General features: G+C 69.6%; 15 protein-coding genes. 4 read left to right on the forward strand and 11 right to left on the reverse strand.

Features of this window, described 5'->3' with window-relative positions; genetic code table 11:
- Nucleotides 1–29 precede the first annotated feature (29 nt).
- The 3 genes from ACTJI8_RS13560 to ACTJI8_RS13570 all read right to left on the reverse strand — a co-directional run bounded on the left by ACTJI8_RS13560 (nt 30) and on the right by ACTJI8_RS13570 (nt 3632).
- Nucleotides 30–1118, reverse strand: a complete 1089-nt coding sequence (locus tag ACTJI8_RS13560; protein ID WP_440733958.1) for a hypothetical protein — start codon at nt 1116–1118, stop codon at nt 30–32.
- Nucleotides 1115–2593 (reverse strand): polysaccharide biosynthesis tyrosine autokinase, encoded by a 1479-nt coding sequence (locus tag ACTJI8_RS13565; RefSeq protein WP_440733959.1) that lies wholly within the window; start codon nt 2591–2593, stop codon nt 1115–1117. The genes ACTJI8_RS13560 and ACTJI8_RS13565 overlap by 4 nt, the downstream gene beginning before the upstream one ends.
- A gap of 241 nt (nt 2594–2834) precedes the next feature.
- Nucleotides 2835–3632 (reverse strand): hypothetical protein, encoded by a 798-nt coding sequence (locus ACTJI8_RS13570; protein ID WP_440733960.1) that lies wholly within the window; start codon nt 3630–3632, stop codon nt 2835–2837.
- Between the two features lie 218 nt (nt 3633–3850).
- On the opposite strand from ACTJI8_RS13570, the gene lepB reads away from it, so the two are divergent.
- A complete protein-coding gene (gene lepB / locus ACTJI8_RS13575) occupies nt 3851–4594 on the forward strand; it encodes a signal peptidase I (protein ID WP_440733961.1) in 744 nt (247 codons plus the stop codon).
- Here the strand turns inward: lepB and ACTJI8_RS13580 are convergent.
- The 5 genes from ACTJI8_RS13580 to ACTJI8_RS13600 all read right to left on the reverse strand — a co-directional run bounded on the left by ACTJI8_RS13580 (nt 4572) and on the right by ACTJI8_RS13600 (nt 9012).
- Nucleotides 4572–5630, reverse strand: coding sequence for a DUF418 domain-containing protein (locus ACTJI8_RS13580; RefSeq protein WP_440733962.1), 1059 nt, complete (start codon nt 5628–5630; stop codon nt 4572–4574). The two genes, lepB and ACTJI8_RS13580, sit on opposite strands and share 23 nt — an antisense overlap.
- An 87-nt stretch (nt 5631–5717) precedes the next feature.
- Nucleotides 5718–5948 carry a hypothetical protein gene (locus ACTJI8_RS13585; RefSeq protein WP_440733963.1) on the reverse strand — a complete coding sequence of 77 codons (231 nt, stop codon included), beginning with the start codon at nt 5946–5948 and terminating at the stop codon, nt 5718–5720.
- Between the two features lie 210 nt (nt 5949–6158).
- Nucleotides 6159–7658: a helix-turn-helix transcriptional regulator gene (locus tag ACTJI8_RS13590; RefSeq protein WP_440733964.1), complete on the reverse strand. Its 1500-nt coding sequence runs from the start codon at nt 7656–7658 to the stop codon at nt 6159–6161.
- A gap of 77 nt (nt 7659–7735) precedes the next feature.
- The gene (locus ACTJI8_RS13595; protein ID WP_440733965.1) at nt 7736–8062 is read right to left on the reverse strand and encodes a PqqD family peptide modification chaperone; all 327 of its coding nucleotides are present in this window, start codon (nt 8060–8062) and stop codon (nt 7736–7738) included.
- The gene (locus tag ACTJI8_RS13600) at nt 8059–9012 is read right to left on the reverse strand and encodes a nucleotidyltransferase family protein (protein WP_440733966.1); all 954 of its coding nucleotides are present in this window, start codon (nt 9010–9012) and stop codon (nt 8059–8061) included. Before ACTJI8_RS13600 ends, ACTJI8_RS13595 begins: the two co-directional genes overlap by 4 nt.
- Before the next feature lie 240 nt (nt 9013–9252).
- On the opposite strand from ACTJI8_RS13600, the gene ACTJI8_RS13605 reads away from it, so the two are divergent.
- Nucleotides 9253–10299, forward strand: coding sequence for a Cys-Gln thioester bond-forming surface protein (locus ACTJI8_RS13605; protein WP_440733967.1), 1047 nt, complete (start codon nt 9253–9255; stop codon nt 10297–10299).
- A gap of 191 nt (nt 10300–10490) precedes the next feature.
- Nucleotides 10491–12329 carry an RNA polymerase sigma factor gene (locus ACTJI8_RS13610; RefSeq protein WP_440733968.1) on the forward strand — a complete coding sequence of 613 codons (1839 nt, stop codon included), beginning with the start codon at nt 10491–10493 and terminating at the stop codon, nt 12327–12329.
- Here ACTJI8_RS13610 and ACTJI8_RS13615 read toward each other — a convergent pair whose 3' ends face one another.
- The 3 genes from ACTJI8_RS13615 to ACTJI8_RS13625 all read right to left on the reverse strand — a co-directional run bounded on the left by ACTJI8_RS13615 (nt 12330) and on the right by ACTJI8_RS13625 (nt 15377).
- Nucleotides 12330–13535, reverse strand: a complete 1206-nt coding sequence (locus ACTJI8_RS13615; RefSeq protein ID WP_440733969.1) for a low temperature requirement protein A — start codon at nt 13533–13535, stop codon at nt 12330–12332.
- Complete coding sequence (locus ACTJI8_RS13620) at nt 13532–13885, reverse strand: nuclear transport factor 2 family protein (RefSeq protein ID WP_440733970.1); 354 nt, start codon at nt 13883–13885, stop codon at nt 13532–13534. The genes ACTJI8_RS13615 and ACTJI8_RS13620 overlap by 4 nt, the downstream gene beginning before the upstream one ends.
- Nucleotides 13886–14264: 379 nt before the next feature.
- Nucleotides 14265–15377 carry a glycosyltransferase family 4 protein gene (locus ACTJI8_RS13625; protein ID WP_440733971.1) on the reverse strand — a complete coding sequence of 371 codons (1113 nt, stop codon included), beginning with the start codon at nt 15375–15377 and terminating at the stop codon, nt 14265–14267.
- A gap of 176 nt (nt 15378–15553) precedes the next feature.
- Between ACTJI8_RS13625 and ACTJI8_RS13630 the strand changes: the two genes are divergently transcribed.
- Nucleotides 15554–17614 (forward strand): glycosyltransferase, encoded by a 2061-nt coding sequence (locus ACTJI8_RS13630; RefSeq protein ID WP_440733972.1) that lies wholly within the window; start codon nt 15554–15556, stop codon nt 17612–17614.
- The last annotated feature ends 78 nt before the right edge of the window (nt 17615–17692 follow it).

Below are 17692 nucleotides of genomic sequence, written 5' to 3' on the forward strand. Positions count from 1 at the left end.
TCCCTGAGCTTGTCGAAGGGTCCGCGCGGTCAGGCCTTGCGGCTGAGCACTCCGGACTCGATCAGCTGGTCGATGGCGGAGAGGACCAGCTCCCGCGGATCCCCCTTCTCCGGGCGGCCGAACTCGGCGATGACGTCGTCAACGACCCCGTCGAGCCCGCGACCCGCGCGCAGCGAGTCCCAGATGGTCGGGGCGATGCCGTCGAGCACGTGCACCCATCGCTGGGCGAGCACGACCACGCGGTCGCCGCAGCGGATGGCGTCGGACACCGCGGACAGATCGTACTCGGGGTTCTCCCCGTCCACGGCTGCCGGCTCCCACTCCTCGTGCACCCGGGTGTGGTCGAGCAACTGCGGCACGATCGGCGGCACGGTGGACGCGTCGGGATAGGTCAGCCGCACGACGCCGCCGATGCGATCGCACAGCTCCGCGACGGTCTGCAGCGGGCGCGGCAGTTCGGCGAGGTAACTCATCTGCGGAGCCAGCTCGGCGATCGCCTCGGGGAACGCCACCTGCTCGATGCTCGGCGACGGGTGCTCAGCATCGCGTGTGATCAGCACGAGCGCGGTGAGGGTGAGGGGTGCGTGCGGGAGCGGCTTGAGGCCAGCGTCTTCCGGGGAGACCTGCGCCTTGGGTCGTCCTTCCCGCACCACCGACAGCGGCTTGCGGTAGGGCTCGACGGAGAGGTCTGTGCGGAGCGCGATCGTCTCGTCCGACACGTAGCCGTGCTGGGCGCCCAGCGCACGGCTGAGCGTCGTCTTGCCGCGACCGGAAGGCCCGACGAAGGCCGCGACGCGACCGGCCGGATCCGCGACGCCGCAGGCGTGGAACAGGAGCATCTCGCCGCTGCGCCGCCCCAGAGCGGCAAGGGTCACCTGCACGGTCAGCGACTCCGCGAGATGGTCGGGATCGAGAGCGCCCGAGACGGGCACCGTCTCATCGGGCTCGATCGCCGCGTCGTACGGCAACCACGCACCCTGCCAGGAGGCGCGGATCGCGTCGACCGTCGTGTCGTCCAGCTCGTTCGCGAAGGTCAGCCGGATGCGGGCGCCGAGGGCGCTGACGTCGAGCGGGGTGCGCGCGGCGTTCTCCTGCGCACTCGCTGCGGGCGCGGTCACGCCGCCTCCGCGTCCCCCCGACGACGGGGCTTGTCACCGCGCACGGCGCCGGTCGGCAGCGCCTGGTCGTCGCTGCGGTAGTAGTCACCCTGGTACTGGTAGCCGTAGTACGCGGCGCCGCTGCCGCGGCGCGGCACGCGGTTCAGCACAAGGCCGAGCGTGCGGGCGCCGGCGCGTTCGAGGTTGCCGATCGCCTTGCCGAGCACTTCGTAGGTGGTCTTGCCGACCGTGCCGACGATGACCGCGCCGTCGGCGCTGTGCGCGAGCACAGCGGCGTCGGTGACGGGGATGAGCGGGGGCGCGTCGATGATGACGATGGCCTCGCGGGCGATCGACTTCAGCAGTTCGCGCATTCGGGCGGATCCGAGCACCTCGCTCGGGTTCGGCGGCACCTTGCCCGCCGCGACGACGAGCAGCTGGCCGTTGCCGAAGCGCTGCGCGACCTCGGCGATCGTGGCACGGCCGGCGAGCACATCGGAGATGCCGGCGCCCTTGGGCAGGCCGAACACGGTGTCGATCATGGGGCGGCGCAGATCGCCGTCGATCAGGACGACCGGCTGACCGCTGGAGGCCAGCGTGACGGCGAGGTTGGAGGAGATCGTCGACTTGCCGTCACCGGGCAGCGGGCTCGTCACGACGATGATGCGCGGCGGGTTGTCGACGTCCATGTACTGCAGGTTGGTGCGCAGCTCGCGCATGGCCTCGCCGATGCCGAACAGGTGCGCGTTGTCGCTCCCGCTGCTCGTGCCGCCGTCGAACGGCAGCAGGCGGTTGTCGGCCGTGAAGGTCTTCTCTTCGGGGATGGTGCCGACGACGGGCTTCCCGGTCTCGCGCTCGACCTGCTCGACCGAGCGGATCCGGCGATCGAGGGTGTAGCGCAGCAGACCGTATCCGACAGCGAGCGCGAGGCCGATCAGTCCACCGAGAGCAAGCGCGAGCTTGGTGTTCGGCGACGACGGCGCATCCGGCAGCCGAGCGGAATCGATCGGGCTGAGGAAGACCGCGCCCTTCTTGGAGGGGTCGGAGGTCTCGAGCCGGTTGACCTCCGCACCCATCGAGCGCACCCAGGCCTCGGCCACGTCGCGCGCCTTCTCGGGGGTTGCTGCGTTGGCGCTGACCTTGAGCGTGGTCGTGTCGACGGTGTTGGTGACAGTGACCTGCTTCACGAGCTGGTCGGCGCTCGTGTCGAGGCTCAGATCCTTGATCACGCCGTCCGCGACTGCGCGCGACGCCCCCAGCGCCACATAGGTCTTCACGCGACCGGACGTGAGTGAATTGCCGAGCATGGCGGAGCTGAGACTGCTGTCACCGGAGTCGCCGGCGGTGTTCGCCTGCACGATCGCGGAGGCGTCGGCCGTGTAGACCTTCGGCTGCAGCAGGGTCCATCCGAAAGCGACGGCGACGCCGAGGAGCGTGATGAGGACCATCCCGAGCCAGTGTGCCCGGAAGACCCGAAGATACTCACGCAGATCCATACGGACTGTTCCCCCTCGCTCCGCTCACCCTGCGAGGGCGATAAGTCAACGGCCTCTCGATGCTACCGGAAGCGCATTCCCAGGCGCGACATGGCGACGAACCCCCGCCCGAGCCGCCAGGATCTTGCTCGGGATTGCATACTTGGTTGCCGCCGCGAGGCCAACACTAGCGCGACAAGCCCTGCTGACGTCGTCGAGACAAAGTCAGCAGGGCTCGTGAGCATTAGCGAGGCGTTGTGAACTAGACGCCCTGGCAGAGCTGCACGCGCAGCTTCAAGCCATCGAGAACAGTCAAGCCACCCGTCAGGCCCAGCACGGCCTGGATGGCTGTCCGAAGCAGAAGATTCGCCGCCCCGGGAAGAACTGCGGTCAGTTGCGCCCCCAGATCAAGAGTGCCGAGGTCGACATCCACGCTGGCCAGAGTATTGATCGCCGCACTGTCCGGAGCCTCCGTTGCCGGGTTGACCGGGTGATCCTGGTCAAGAAGAGTCAGAGTGGTCTGCGTCACAACGTTGGCGTTGAGGAGCAGAGTCTGAAGTTCGACGATTGCCGGAGCGGCACCGATCGGCTGCTGCGTAAGCAGGATGAAGCCACTGGGATTGACGGAAGCGACGAACAGCGCCTGCACCTGCAGGAGCGATTGCAACGCCGAAAGATTGATCAGCGCGCCCGGATTGGTCTGAAGCTGGAAAGCCGTCCCGACAGGGATCGTTCCGGCGGCCGCGCTGATCTCGAACCGGCGGGTCACTCCCTCGTTGAATCCCAGCGCGGAGAGCGCGGCCTTCACCAAGTTGGTGACAACGCCAAGAGTAAGACCAACCGGCAAGCCGAGGAGACTGATCTGAGCCAGCAAGTCCGTCAGCGACTTGATGTCATATTGCCCACTGCAGGTCGCAGTCACACGCACGTCCACGCCATTCGGGAGCGACGCAGCCTGGGCGGGTACTGCAATTGCGGCCGCGACGACGGGCACGGACCATGCGGCGCCCTTCAGAACAGTGCGACGGCCGACGTGCTTGGTGGTCTCGATCTCGGACATGCGTCCCCCCAGAAGTGACGAGTAGATTCGGAGCGGACCGAGGCATCTGCGCCTTCTCGTGCACTGCTTCGTGACCGCACCTCGAGACTGTCGAGTCGCTCAGGGTTCTCGCAGGGTGACGTCGCGAGAACGCGCAAAGGCGTCGTCGAACCGACGAAACGAATGCCGATCGACCCCGCACCCCGGAGGCCGCGCCGCCCGCCGGGCATGATGGACGCATGGCATCCGACACCGCGGCCCCCGAGCCCGCACCTGGGCGCACGCCTGACGGGCGCCGCCCGCTGTGGCGACGGATCACCGGCAGCTTCCTGTTCCAACTGTGCGCGGCGTTCGTCGTCTTCGGCCTCATCCTCTCGTTCGTCGCGAAGCCCTACTGGGTCCCGTCCGGATCCATGGAGGAGACCCTGCAGGTCGGCGATCGCGTGTTGGTGAATCGCCTCGCCTATGTCGGCGGGACCACGCCGCACACGGGCGACATCGTCGTGTTCGACGCGGACGAAGCCTGGGACGGCGGCGTTCGTGCCCCGGAGAACCCGATCAGAGCGGCGCTGCGCTGGATCGGCGAGGTGACGGGCTTCGGCCCGTCCGGCCCGCACACGCTCATCAAGCGCGTGATCGCCGGCCCTGGACAAACCGTGAAGTGCTGCAGCGCCGACGGCAAGCTCATCGTGGACGGCAAGCCGTTGAACGAGCCCTACGTGTTCCAGGACTTCCCGTTCCAGGCCGGTTCGCTCGACTGCACGACGACACCGGCATCGGCGCGGTGCCTTCCCGAGGTGACGGTGCCGAAGGACTCCTACCTCGTGATGGGCGACCACCGCTCGAACTCGTCAGACGGTGCGATCCAATGCCGTGGCCGCACCGCTCCGGATGCCGGCTGCTGGCGCTGGGCCCGCTCCGAGGACATCGTCGGCAAAGCCGTCGTGATCCTCTGGCCGGTCAACCGCTGGTCGGGACTGTGATCGACGTGCGCCGGCGCGCGATCAATGGCTTGGGGCGGCCGGAGACGGCGCCCATGATCCACTCGACCGGACCGGTCCCGACGAAGCGTCCCCACAACCAGGCGACGACGAGAGGGAGGACGACGATCGTCGCCCAGCCGATCGGAACGTTCTGCGCGGGGTAGCCACCGATCCCGTGCATCCACAGCGACACGATCCACACGTGCAGCAGATACAGGCTGAGCGCAAGCCGGCCCCACACGCGCAGGGGGGCGAAGATCGCCTCGACGACGGGCTGCCGCCCCGGAAGCGTCGTCAGGATCACGATGACCGCGTACGTCGCGAACACGAGACCGACATCATGAAGCGTGTCGGGATACGTCCCGGAGACGATGCCCGCCACATGCAGTCCCTTCTCGAGCACGGGGAGAACGACGTACGCGAGCGGCGCGACCGCGAGCATGATCCACATCGTCCGGTCACGGCGCAGTCCGCCACGCAGCAGCAGCGCGCCGAGCAGGAAGAACGGCAGCAGGTTCGTGAGCCGATAGGAGTGCCCGAGCACCGTCCAGTCGGCCAGCCACTGCACGAGGATGTTCTGCGTCATGATCTGCAGGACCTGCCCCCGCGCGAGCTCGTTCAACGGCGCACCGATGACGACCACGACTGCGAGCACCACGACGAGCGCGCGCGAACGGAGCAGCAGCATCGGCACCCCGACGATGAGGAGCAGACCGAGTTGGGGCAGCACGATCACCACCCATGATCCCCACGTCAACATCCACAGCCCCAGCGTGATGAGCACGATGCCGCGGATCGTCTGCTGGAGCACGGTCGCACCGACCCGTCGCGAGCTGTTCCACACCAGTTGCACCGACATGCCCATCACCAACGCGAACAACGGAGACGCGAGGTCGTTGATGTTGCCGATGACGAATCGCACCGCCGAAGGCAGCTGAGGAAGGAGCGGATTGGCGTGCGCGATCAGCATGGCCACGATCGCGACGCCACGCAGCACGTCGGGAACGATCAGCCGCTCGGACCGGGTCACAGGCATCGCGTCGCCTCCTCCGACGGCACGCTACCGCATCGCCGGAACGGCGACCTCGCACGTCCGATGCGGACCGGTGAGATTCCCGGGTTCTCAGTGCCCGTCGGGCTGCTCGTCGCCCGTCTCCGCCTGGTCCATCTCCGCGGCCGCGGAGAGGATCACGGGCAGGCGCCACGCGGCGCCCAGTCGCAGTCTCCGTGGAGGCAGCTCTTCATCGGACTCATCCCGGCCGGTGGTCGGATCCGGCTCGTCGTCCGTTCGTGCCGGCTCGTCGTCGGTCCGCCCCAGTTCATCGGCACGACGATCGTCCGCGTTCATCTTCATCAGCAACCCAGACTTCCCCTCAACACATCCCCTCCCCAGGGGATCCACCGCGGCGCGCCGGGCTACCGGAATGCGCACGATGAATTCGATGCCGACGACTTTCGGGTCGTCGCCGACAACTTATTCAACGCACGAAGTCTGAGAGCTTGCCCTGATCCAGAAGAATTCACCCTTCGCGTCACCCGAAGCGAGAGCCGCGATTCCGCCGGCTCAGAGGTATCCGGCCTCGGTGGCGAGGCGCACGGCATCCCCTGCGGCAGAGACGCCGAGCTTGCGATACAGCGAGGTCTGGTGACTTTTCACTGTATTCGGCGAGCGGAAGAGCGCCTTCGCGATCTGGTCCCTGGTCTCGCCCTGGGCGAGGCGCACAAGCACCGCGAGTTCGCTCTCGGTGAGCGCAGGAGTGTCGAGAACGCCCCGGTCGCCGGGTCGCGTGACCTCCGGCCGCAGCTCCGGGATCCGCTGGGCGACCAGTTCCAGCAGACTCGGGGTGAGGATGCGCGTCACGGCGATCTCATGCGGACTCGACGGACGGTTGAGCTCCCCGAGCTGATCCACGGCGGCCATCGAGGCCGCCGAATCGCCGCGGAGATGGTGTGCGAGGCCCAGGACCAGCCTGCGCTGCCGCTCAGCCTGCTTCAGCCCCTCGGTCAGCGGTCTGGCGGCGTTGAGCTCGCGGATCGCCGACTTCGACGCCCCGCCGGCGATGCGGATCATGCATCCGATGATCACCGCGGGCCAGCTGCGGTCCTGAACGGTTTTCATCTGCTCCTTGGCCCGAGGCACGTTGCCGCTGAGCAGCCACTCGAACGCGAGCAGCACCTGCGGGATGGAGGAGTTGAGGGCCGTGCCGTTCGCCCCCATGCCTGCGGAGACGAGCGCTTCGAGGCGCTCCCTGACATCGAGACGCCGCTCAGCGAGCACCCCCAGGCGCTGCAAGCCGAGAAGATACAGCGGCCACAGCTCTCCCATGGATCCGTAGGTCAGCTGCAGGATCCGGGTGAAGGCTTCGTCCGGATCGTCGTCGGAGACGAGCGCCTCGACCAGCGCCTGCTCGGGGTCGAGCTGCAGTTCCATCCAGCTCTCCGTACGCGGCGTGCTGCGCGCCTCGGCCAGGTGCGCGCGCGCCGCCGCCGGGTCTCCGTACAGGACGTGGATGAGCGCTGAACGCAGGTGCGCCTCGCGGAGATAGAACCGCAGCGCCGAGGGCGTCGGAACGCGCAGCGCGCGCCCGTACAGCGAGAGCGCCTCGCGGAACCGTCCGAGCAGCAGCGCGGTGACGGCAGCCTGGGTGAGGAACAGACTGCGGATGCCGTTCGTCGGATCCAGTACCGACGGGATCGCGGCTTCGATCTCCGGCAACCGGATCAGCACGTCGTAAGCACGGGCAGCGTCCCCTTTCAGCCGCGCGTGCCACGCATCCGTCACGACCAGCCAGCGCCGAAGGTGCGAGGGCAGATACGGCGAACGCGACAGCGCCCGGTCCTCGGTGAGCGCCTCGGAACCCTCCGGGGCGAGCATTCGGGCGACAAGCGCCACTTCCGCGCTCGCTCGGACGGCGTCGGCGGGCAGCCCCACGATGATCGCGGTGAGCTCATCGACCGGCAGAGTGAACCACGCCTCGACGGGATGGGTGGCGAGCAGATGGACGACCGCAGCGTGATCGCCCGCCGCTTCGGCATCGCGAATCCTCTGCGCGATATCCGGCATCTGACACCATCCCCGCTGGCTATCCCCGTGTGACGAGCATACGATCCGAAAACCGGATGGTGTGCAGTAATGGCACGCTATGACATGAATTCTTGGGGATCATGCCGGGGATCCCGCTCAGATGGTGCGGTCGCGGGGGCCTCATGCGCTCGAACGAGCAGACCACGGGCGACGAGATCGGCGACGAACCCGTCCACGGCTTCGGCGATCGCAGAACTGTCGCGGTCGACGCTTCCCGCGGCGCGTTCGGCGATCGTGTCCTCTCCCTCGCCGCACGCCGCCCGCCAGACCACAGCCGCGGTGCCCGCCAGCACGACGATCGGCCCTTGCGGAAGCAGAGCCACGTACACGGCATCGTCATGGACGATCACGCCGACGTCGGCCGCCGGTCGATAGCGGATCACGCCTCGCCCCGGTTCTGCCGCCCAAGATCCGTCGGCGAACACACGGCGGAGTTCAGCGTGGCGTCTCTCTCCGTCGGCGCCGAGCCCCGGCGGAATCGGTTCCCGGCCGCGCGGGTCACCTCGCGTGCGCCCTGTGCGCTGCGCATCAGGAACTCGCGCACGACCTCCGTCGGCCGCGGCGTGCGGCCCAGTTTGTGCGTGAGACGTTCGGTGTTCACGAGCGGCGCCCGCAGCACCAGCCCGATCCTGTCCCGCAGGGTGCGGCCTGCGCGCACCCGGCCGAGCCAGTCCTCCGTGCGCGTCCCACCTTGCGAAGCCACCTTCCACAACAGGTACTCGCGCCGGTGGGCATAGCGTTCCAGGTCGCCGTGCGCGGCAGCGAAGGCCACGGCGGCGTCCAGCCGTTCGACCAGCGCGAGGCAGTCGCGGCGCGCGGGCTCGTCGAGCGCATCCCAGACTCGCGCCGCCGTGTCTCCCATTCCCGCGGCGCGTGCGGCGTTCAGCGTCAGCAGCACGGCCTGCGCCGTGAGCGCCGGCACCGCGCAGGGCAGCCCGGCAGCCCTCACCTCAGCACGATCGGCCCAGAGCACCTCGAACGCACGGTCATCGGTGATCCCGATGCCGGGAAAGCGCCGATGCAGATCGAGGTGCCCCCAGTCGGGGTGGAAGTAGGTCTGCGCGTGCTCGAACGACGAGTTGTTCCGGAAAGTGCTGTACACCTGCCAGCCCTGGGCGAGCAGGGCGCGGTGCAGCGCCGGGATGCCGGCCGGGTCGACCAGCACGTCGACATCGGTGCCCTCAAAGCGCGGGCCGAGCAGCACGGGGTCGGTCATGCTGCCCTTGATGTGCAGGAGGCGCGCCCCTACGCGATCGGCGATCACCTGCACACCGGCGCGCGACATCTCCAAGCGCACACCCGGCGGGATCCGCTCGACGATCTCCGCTGACACGGCGCCAGCCTACGGCACCCCCGACGGCGGCGCGCCGGTGGGCGCGGAGCGATCGGCCCGAAGAAACGGTGCCTCCGCCGCCGCGCGATCTCGGGCTGCAGCGGATGGGCCGACCGACGGCGGCTCCGAGCCCCGGAATCGGATTCTCGTCGCTCGCGTCACTTTCACCGCCGCCCGCACTCCTTCACTCATGGGGACGGTGGCAACCCGGCCACCGCGGAATCTGGGGAGTAACAAAGCATGGAACAGCTCGACAACGAGCAGGGCCCGAAGAAGGTCATCTCACGGCGCACGATCGTCAAGGGGGCGGCATGGTCGCTGCCCGTCGTCGCCGCAGCGGTCGCCGTGCCGGCATACGCCGCGTCGAACGGCGTCGTGATCAGCCCGGGTGATCAGCCGGTGCCGACGGGCGTCTGCACGCCGCTCGGCAACATCAGCTTCAGCATCACGAACAACGGCGCGCCTGTCGCCGGCCAGGCCATCATCGTCACGCTGCCTCCCGCCGCGCCCGCGGGTCAGTCGTCCTTCCACTGGGACGACAACACCACCGGGCCGAAGACCTTCACCTCGGACGCGAACGGTGTGGTCGACCTCACGAACCACATCGTCACGAGCTCGACCCCCGGCACCTACACCGTGCTCGGTCAGGTTGCTCCGAACGGCGCCACCTCGAGCATCCAGGTCATGGTCTCCGGGATGTGGATGGGCGGTCTCCAGCAGGGATACGGCGGCACCGGGATCCATGGGGTGTACAACAGCACGCCGGCGGACCCGAGCAACCCCGGCGCCCCGGACTACTACTCGTACTGCGTGGAGCACAACGTCTCGGCGAAGTCGAACATGGCAACGACGGCCGGAGGCCTCGGCACGTTCCTGGGCAGCAACTACCTCACCGGCAGCGCAGACATCTACAGCAAGGTGCTGTGGATCATCCAGAACAGCTACCCGGGGATCGCCCTGAGCGCGTTCTCGGCGGCGGTCCAGGCGGCGTCCGCCGCAGCCAACCCGGCGCGCCCCTTCACGGCGCCGCTCAGCGTGAACGACGCGATCGAGGCGACCCAGTACGCCATCTGGCGCTACACCGACCTGAACTTCGACGCGAGCTGGAACTTCCAGACCCCGAACTCGGAGGCCGCGTACTGGTATCTCATCGATCAGATCAACGCCGGGCAGCGCGGCACGCAGTCCGGCACCACGGGCCTGATCACCGCGGAGGCGAAGACGGTGTGCGGCTCCCCGACCGGCGGCAGCCATGCCCAGTGCCAGATCCTGGTCGTCCCGGCCTGATCCACGAACGAATCGGATCCGCCGCCGGTCCTGGGAGCACAGCTTCCGGGACCGGCGGCTGTCGGATGTTCCGTGCGCTCTCGCTGATAGATCCGATAGCCTGACCAGATTCTGCGTTCACCCGAAGCGCAGATCCGCTTCCGGTGCGGAGGGATGCCGTATCGGATGAGCCTCGTTCCTGGGGAGGGTTCGTGGTGGACGTACGCACCGATGCAGAGCTCCTGCGCGCGCTCCGTGACGGAGACAAGCGCGCCTATGCGGCGCTCTGGGAGCGCCACTCCCCTGCCGCGCAGCGCTATGCGCAGCGGCTCACGTCCGCGCGCGCGGACGATCTGGTCTCGGAGTCGTTCCTCGCGATCTACCAGCAGGTGACCACGACCGACGCGGGGCCGCAGTTCGCCTTCCGGTCCTACCTGAAGACCGTGATGCGCAACACGGCGATCCGCTGGTCCAAGGACGCGGATCAGCTCATCCTCACCGACGAGCTCGACGCCGTCGACGAGCGCGATGCGCTCAGCATCGCCGAGACCGACAGCGACGCCGGCGACGTCCTCGCGGCTCTGCAGGCCTTGCCGGAACGCTGGCAGCGCGTGCTATGGCTCGCCGAGGTGGCCGAGGCAGGGCGCCCTGAGATCGCGCGTGAGCTGAAGATCAAGCCCAACGCGGTGTCGGCTCTGCAGCGCCGGGCACGGACCGGGCTGAAGTACCAATGGCTCACCCTGCAGGTGCCGCCCGCCCTCCGTGACGATCAGGCCCACGCCGCGCGCCTCTTCCCGCAGTATCTGATCGAGCCCGCCAACGTCGCGGTCTCGACCGAGGTGAATCTGCACATCGCCGACTGCACGCCCTGCCGGACGCTGTTGCACGAGACGCGCGGGGCTGCGGCTCGGATGGGCGGCAGCACGCTGGCCGTACTGCTGGGCACCGCCGGCATCGGCACCGCCACGGCGACGCTCTCGTCGGCCACGACCGCCACCGCGATCGCGGTCGCCGTGGGCGCGGGAGCGGGAGTCGCCACGTGGCTCATCGGCGGAGGGGTCGCCGCTGTCACGGCCGGCAGCCTCGTCATCACCTCCCTCTTCGCGGTGGGCCCCGCCGCAGCCATGCCGGAGCCGGCGCCGACGCAGGTGGTGGTGCAGGCGTCGCCGAGCGTCCCGCCGCCCCTCATTCCCGCCGTCGGCGACTCGTCGCAGCCGCCCGGACCGTCCACGCCGGTCGCAGCGCCGGGCCAGGTCGATCCGGCGGATCAGGGCATCTCCGACAGGTACACCCTGGAGTATCAGCCGCGGCCCTCTCCTGCGAGCAACGTCCCCGACCCTGCGCCCGCCTCCGAGCCGGGCACACCCACAGACCCGACCGCGACACCCGGCCCGACGCCGACACCGACCGCAACACCCACGCCGACGACCGGCACCCCCGCGCCGTCCCCCGGCGTCACCACTCCGTCCAGCACCTCCGGCTACATCTCCCCGATCATCGCCGGCAAGACGGCGCCGGGTGCCAATGTGGCCGTTCAGCTCGACACCCGGCGGTTCACGCCCACCGTCGCGGCGGACGGGTCGTGGACGTTCGACACCCGGGGGCTGGAGCTGACCGCGGGCGACTACACGTACCAGACCTGGGCCTACACGGGCGCGACGTCATCGCCCGCCACTCAGGGCACGTTCACCGTGCTTCCCCTCCAGGTGCTCGGATTCGAGGACGTCACCGGGTTCGAGGACATGACCGCCGATGAGGCCAGGACGACGGGACTGGTCGTGGAGTTCCGGGGTCCCGCCAACGGCACCATCTATGTCAGCACCATGGAGGGCAAGACCGGATTCGTCGCGCTCGACGCCGACGGATACGCGAAGCGGCGCCTGCTCGTGAACTCGTACGGCTGGTACTGGTTCACCATGCGCTCCATCGACGCCGATGGATACTGGGGCCCGGCGTGGGAGCATAACCTGGACGTCTACGACCCGACCGCCGTGTACGACCCGATGGGTCCCGCGCAGGAGGACATGACCTTCCAGTTCGTCGTTCCCTGATCACGCGCCCGGCGGATCCTCCCGTCGTCGCACTCGCACCACCTCGACGGCCGCGGTGATGCCGATGACGAGTGCGGCGGTGATCAGCCAGAACCATGGTGTGAACGTGCTCGCCAGCATCAGTCCGATGAGCACGAGCACGAGCGCCGACGCCCGCGCCGGCAGGATGCGACGCAGGATCAGCACCCACGTCGCGGCGAAGTACGCCGCCACCGGCACGGTGAGGGTCGCCGCGAGCGCCGTGCTCGGCGCCCCGTGCCCCTCATCGAGAACGGCGAGCACGTTCTCGATGCCGACGGAGAACGCCCCCGCGGCGGCGAAGACGACGAAGTGGCCGTAGCCGAACCCCATGGTGGCCCGCAGGCCGCCGACCAGTTCATCGCGAGGCAGCGCGAAGTAGCACCACCACATGCCGGCGAGCACAACAAGGGCGGTCGCTGCGACGCCGATGTAGGTGAGCCCACCGTGGTGCTCGATCGCGACGAGCATGGCGGCGGTGGAGCCGACGACGGACTCCCCGAGCAGGATCAGGGTGAACGCCCCGAACCGTTCGGAGATGTGATGCGGGTGCCACGGCGTCGAACGGGCGCGTTCGGCGAACACCGGCACGAGCAGTTCCAGCGCCACCATGACGAGGAAGCTCGGCAGCTGCAGTGACGCCGGCAGCAGCGGCTGACGCAGAACCCAGAGCACCTGCACCACAGTGATCGCGACCGCATAGCGGAGCGCGGTCACCCGGTATGCGGGGCTGGCGTACGCGACCCGGATCCACTGCGCGACGGAGCAGAGTCGCAGCACGACGTAGCCGATGACGACCCACGTGAAGTCGCCCTCCAGGATGCCGGTCCGCGAGCCCGCGGCGATCGTGATGGCGCCGCCCATCTGCACGATCACCAGGACGCGGTAGAGCCAGTCGTCGGTGTCGAAGCTGGTGCCGAACCAGGTCACGTTCATCCACGCCCACCAGATGGCGAAGAACACCATGAGGTACGCGCCCACGCCGCCGACGAGGTCGCCCTCGGCCGCGAGCTGATGCATCGCGCCGGACGAGATCCCGACCGCGGCGGCGAAAACGAGGTCGAACAGCAGCTCGAGGTTGCTGACGCCCCGGTCCGCCTCGCCCACGGCGCGCGGACGCATGCGCACCAGCCCGAATCGTGGCAGGGCCCCCCGCCGGTCTCCGCGGCCCGAAGCCTGTGCGCTCATGCGGCCCGGATCGTCATCGACGAGATCAGCCCGTCCACCACCAGGAACTCGAATCGGCTCGGGCCGTTCGCGAACGAGGACCGCCAGTCGCCCGTGACGACCACCAGAGCCTGACCGGATCCAGGATCCTGCGCAGGCGTCCCCTCTTCCACGTGCGTGACCGTGAGCACGCCCTGGGCGCCGATCAGCTCTCTGCTGCTCCAGGTGTCGATCTCCTGCCGCCCCCGGTAGATCGTCCCCCAGTCATCCACGAAGCCGCTCCCCGCGAACGCATCGAGGAATCCGACCTCGTCGAGCGCGGCCAGCCGGTCCAGCGCCATCTTCACCGTCGTGTTCTGCACCTCGGCCATGCGGAGCTCCTCCCCAGTTGCCGGACGCACGGAAGGTGCGCCTCTGAGTTCAAGGAGTTCCGAGAGGTCGATTGGTGATGAGGACGATGCGGATCCGACACCGGCGTCACTTCCTCGCCGGCGTTGGCTCCTTCTTAGTGAGAATGCTGAGAACCTCCCCGTCTTCAGCATTCCTACCCGGTGCGGTCCGGCTGAGGAGGAGCGTCAGGACTGGGGACCTGCGGCGCTCGTTGGGCCCGAGGTCGGACCGCACCGCTCTCCGCACGTGCGCGCCCGAGGCGCATCGCCGCCGCGTCGTCGGCCTTCGTCGCCGGCCGCGGCTCGGGTGCGAGGTCCCGTGGCGGATCCGGCGGTCGCGAAGCCCCCTGGCGTGCGGGTCTCAGTGGCGGTGCGCGGTGAGCACGCGACGGTACGCCTCCGCATGCGACTCGGCGACCGCATGGTCGGTGGCGAGCCCGGGCGTCTTCGGAGCGGTCTCGCTCAGGCGCGCACGCAGCGCATCATCGGCGCCGAGCCGGAGCAGCACCGCGGCGAGCGCCTCGGGGTCGCGCGGGGTGAACGTGAATCCGTTGACGCCGTCGCGCACCCACTCGACGGGTCCGCCCTCCGCCGCGACCACCGTGGCCAGGCCCGCATCGAGATATTCGAGCACGTTGAACCCGAGCGGCTCTGCGCGCATCGACGCCTGCACGCCCACGTCCCACCGTCGCAGCAGAGACTCGACGTCGTCGACGTGACCGAGCAGGCGCACCCGGTCGGAGAGTCCCAGCGCCTCGGCGCGATCGCGCAGCGCCTCGGCGTAGTCCGCATGCCCGAACGGCGCGCCCCCGGCGAACTCGAGGATCTCGTCGCCGTCACGGAACGCGCGCGCGAACGCGTCCAGCAGCAGCAGCTGCCCCTTCCACGGGTCGATGCGCGCAAGCATGCCCACGCGCAGCGGTCCCGGATCCCGCACGCCACGGGGGCGTCCGGTCAGGCCGGATGCTCCCGCCATCACCTCGCGGACTGCGCCCCGACGAAGATGAGGTTCGGCGCTGGCCAGCGTGGCCTGGGAGTTCGCGATGACGCCATCCGCCCGCGGGAGCACCACCGTAGTCATCATCCGCAGCCCGAAGCCGCCGAGGGTCTCCCGGTCCATGATGTCGTGCAGGTAGACGAGGAACGGCTTGCGCGAACCGGTCACGGCGAGCGCTCCGTATGCGGCGGCACGGGTACTGTTCGCGACCACGAGATCCGCGTCACGGAAGGACCGATGCCTCCGCGTCGCCACCGCCTGCGCCAGGAGCCGCGCCCCCACCGCGAACGCGCTGGTCGGGGACGCACCGCTGGCGCCGTACGGCTGCGCGACGCCGATCCGATGGATCGGGATGGATACCGGGAGGCCAGCGAAGGCTCCGTCCTCTGCCGGATCCGGCGGGAGCAGCACGCTTGCCGACCAGGGCGGATCCGCACGCAGCATGCGCGCGAGCCCCAGCTCGGCGCCCCCCGCCACCGTCGTGTGCGCCAGGTGGGCGACCCGCGGTGCGGATGTGATCGGACCCTCGGGAACGGACAGCGGATCACTCCCCTCCTGAAGGCGGATCCCGTGCGCAGCGACGCAGCCAGGGCGACCCCGCTGGCGGCGACGCTCGCGGGCTATCGTTAGCTGACCACGATACAGGGGGTGCCATGCGGGTGCTGCGGATCTCGCACAGCGCGACCGTGCGCGCGTGGCGGGGACGCGAAAGGGCACTGCGCGAGCGCGGAATCGACGTGCGCCTGCTGACCGCGAACCGCAGCGACGCCGGCGGCGTGCCCGTCGCACTCGACGCCGCCCCGGACGAGGATGTCGTGGGCGTCGGCACGTGGGGCACGCATCCGGCCCTCTTCGTCTACGACCCGCGACCGCTCTGGCGTGCTCTGGGCGAGCGCTGGGATCTTGTCGACATCCATGAGGAGCCGTTCGCGCTCAGCACCGCGGAGACGCTCCTGCTGCGGGCGCTGCGCCGTCAGCGCGCCCCCTACACGCTGTACACCGCGCAGAACCTGCACAAGCGGTACCCCTTCCCGTTCGGATGGTTCGAGCGCCTGTCCCTGCGCCACGCCGGAGGGATCTCCGCCTGCAACGCCGAGGCCGCCGCGATCGCCGAGCTCAAGGGCTTCCCGGGGCGCGCGCGGGTGATCCCCCTCGGGGTGGATCCGGTGACCCCCGTCGGGATGGATCCGGCCGACGGATCCGGCGATCACGTCGTCGTCGGGCTGCTCGGCCGGCTCGTGCCGGAGAAGGGCGTGCTGCTGCTGCTCGACGCCCTCGTCGAAGCCCCCTCGTTGCACGCCCGGATCGCGGGCACCGGGCCTCTGGCCGCCACGATCCACGAAGAGGCGGCGCGACGCGGAGTCGCGGACCGGGTCGCCTTCCTCGGCGGAGTGGATCCCGATGCGGTCGCCGGGTTCTACGCGTCGATTGACGTGCTCGCCGTGCCCTCGCTGCCCACGCCCCGCTGGACCGAGCAGTTCGGCCGCGTCGCGGTGGAGGCGATGGCCGCCGGCGTGCCGGTGGTGTCGAGCGATGCGGGCGCGCTTCCCGACGTCGTCGGCGGCGCCGGCATCGTCGTTCCCCGCGGCGATGCGCGCGCCCTCGCCGCCGCGGTGCGGGAGGCGGCAGGCCGGCGCCGCGACGAGCTCGTCGCGGCGGGCCTGGTGCGCGCCGCCGAGTGCTCCTGGCCCGCGGTCGCGGAGCAGTACCAGCGGATGTACGACACAGTGCTCGCGCCCCGGCGTTCCGGACTCAGTCGATCCGAAGACCGAACCCCCGCAAACCCGGCGCACCAGGGCGAATCGACTGAGTTCGGCACGCCTCGCGGGGCCACCGAGGCCGGGGAGCCGGGAGAGCTCGACGACCCCGAGATCGTGGTCGTGGCGTACGGCGCACCCGACATGCTGCGGCGCGCGCTGGAGCCGGTGCGGCATCTGGTCGTCACCGTGGTCGACAACTCCTCCATGCCGGAGATCGCCGCGCTGTGCACCGAGTTCGGTGTGCGATACCTGGATCCGGGAGCCAACCTCGGCTTCGGCGCCGGGGTGAATCGCGCGCTCGAAGACCGCTTGCTTCCAGAGGCCGACGTGCTGCTGCTGAACCCCGACGCGGTGATCGCCCCGGAGGGCATCCGCGCGCTGCAGCGCGGCCTCACCGCCGATCCGGCGCTCGCGAGTGTGGGGCCGGCCCAGCACGACGAACAGGGCGTCGCCGCTCAGGCCGAGTGGGTGTTCCCCTCTCCCGGCCGCGCGTGGCTGGAAGCAGTGGGGCTCGGCCGCCTCATCCGCGGGCCGCACTTCGTGATCGGATCCGTGCTGCTGCTGCGCGCGGAGGCGCTGGACCACGTCGGCGGCTTCGATGAACGCTTCTTCCTGTATGCCGAGGAGACCGATTGGGCCTACCGCGCGCATCTGCTCGGCTGGCGGCACGCCGTGGTGCCCGAGGCGGTCGCGACGCACGCAGGCGCCGGGACCAGCACGGATCCGAGCCGCCGCGAACGGCATTTCCACGCCAGCCAGGAACGGTACTACCGCAAGCACTTCGGCGCGGCGGGCTGGGCGCTCGCCCGCACCGCGCAACTGCTCGGGGCCACCGCCCGCGGCATCGCACTGCCGGGCGAACGCGGTCGAGCGGCCGCACGAAGGGCCGCGCTGTATCGCCGGGGGCCGGTGCGCGCCGAGGCGGAAGCCGATCCTCGCCCCCTGTCGGCATGACCCGCGCGCTACGCTGAGTCAGCGGCGCGCCGGGTCCACGCGCCGATGGGCTGCGTAGGGGATCAGACCGTGATGAGG

It is taken from the genome of Microbacterium sp. 22303 (genome assembly GCF_052045265.1).
Lineage (GTDB): Bacteria > Actinomycetota > Actinomycetes > Actinomycetales > Microbacteriaceae > Microbacterium.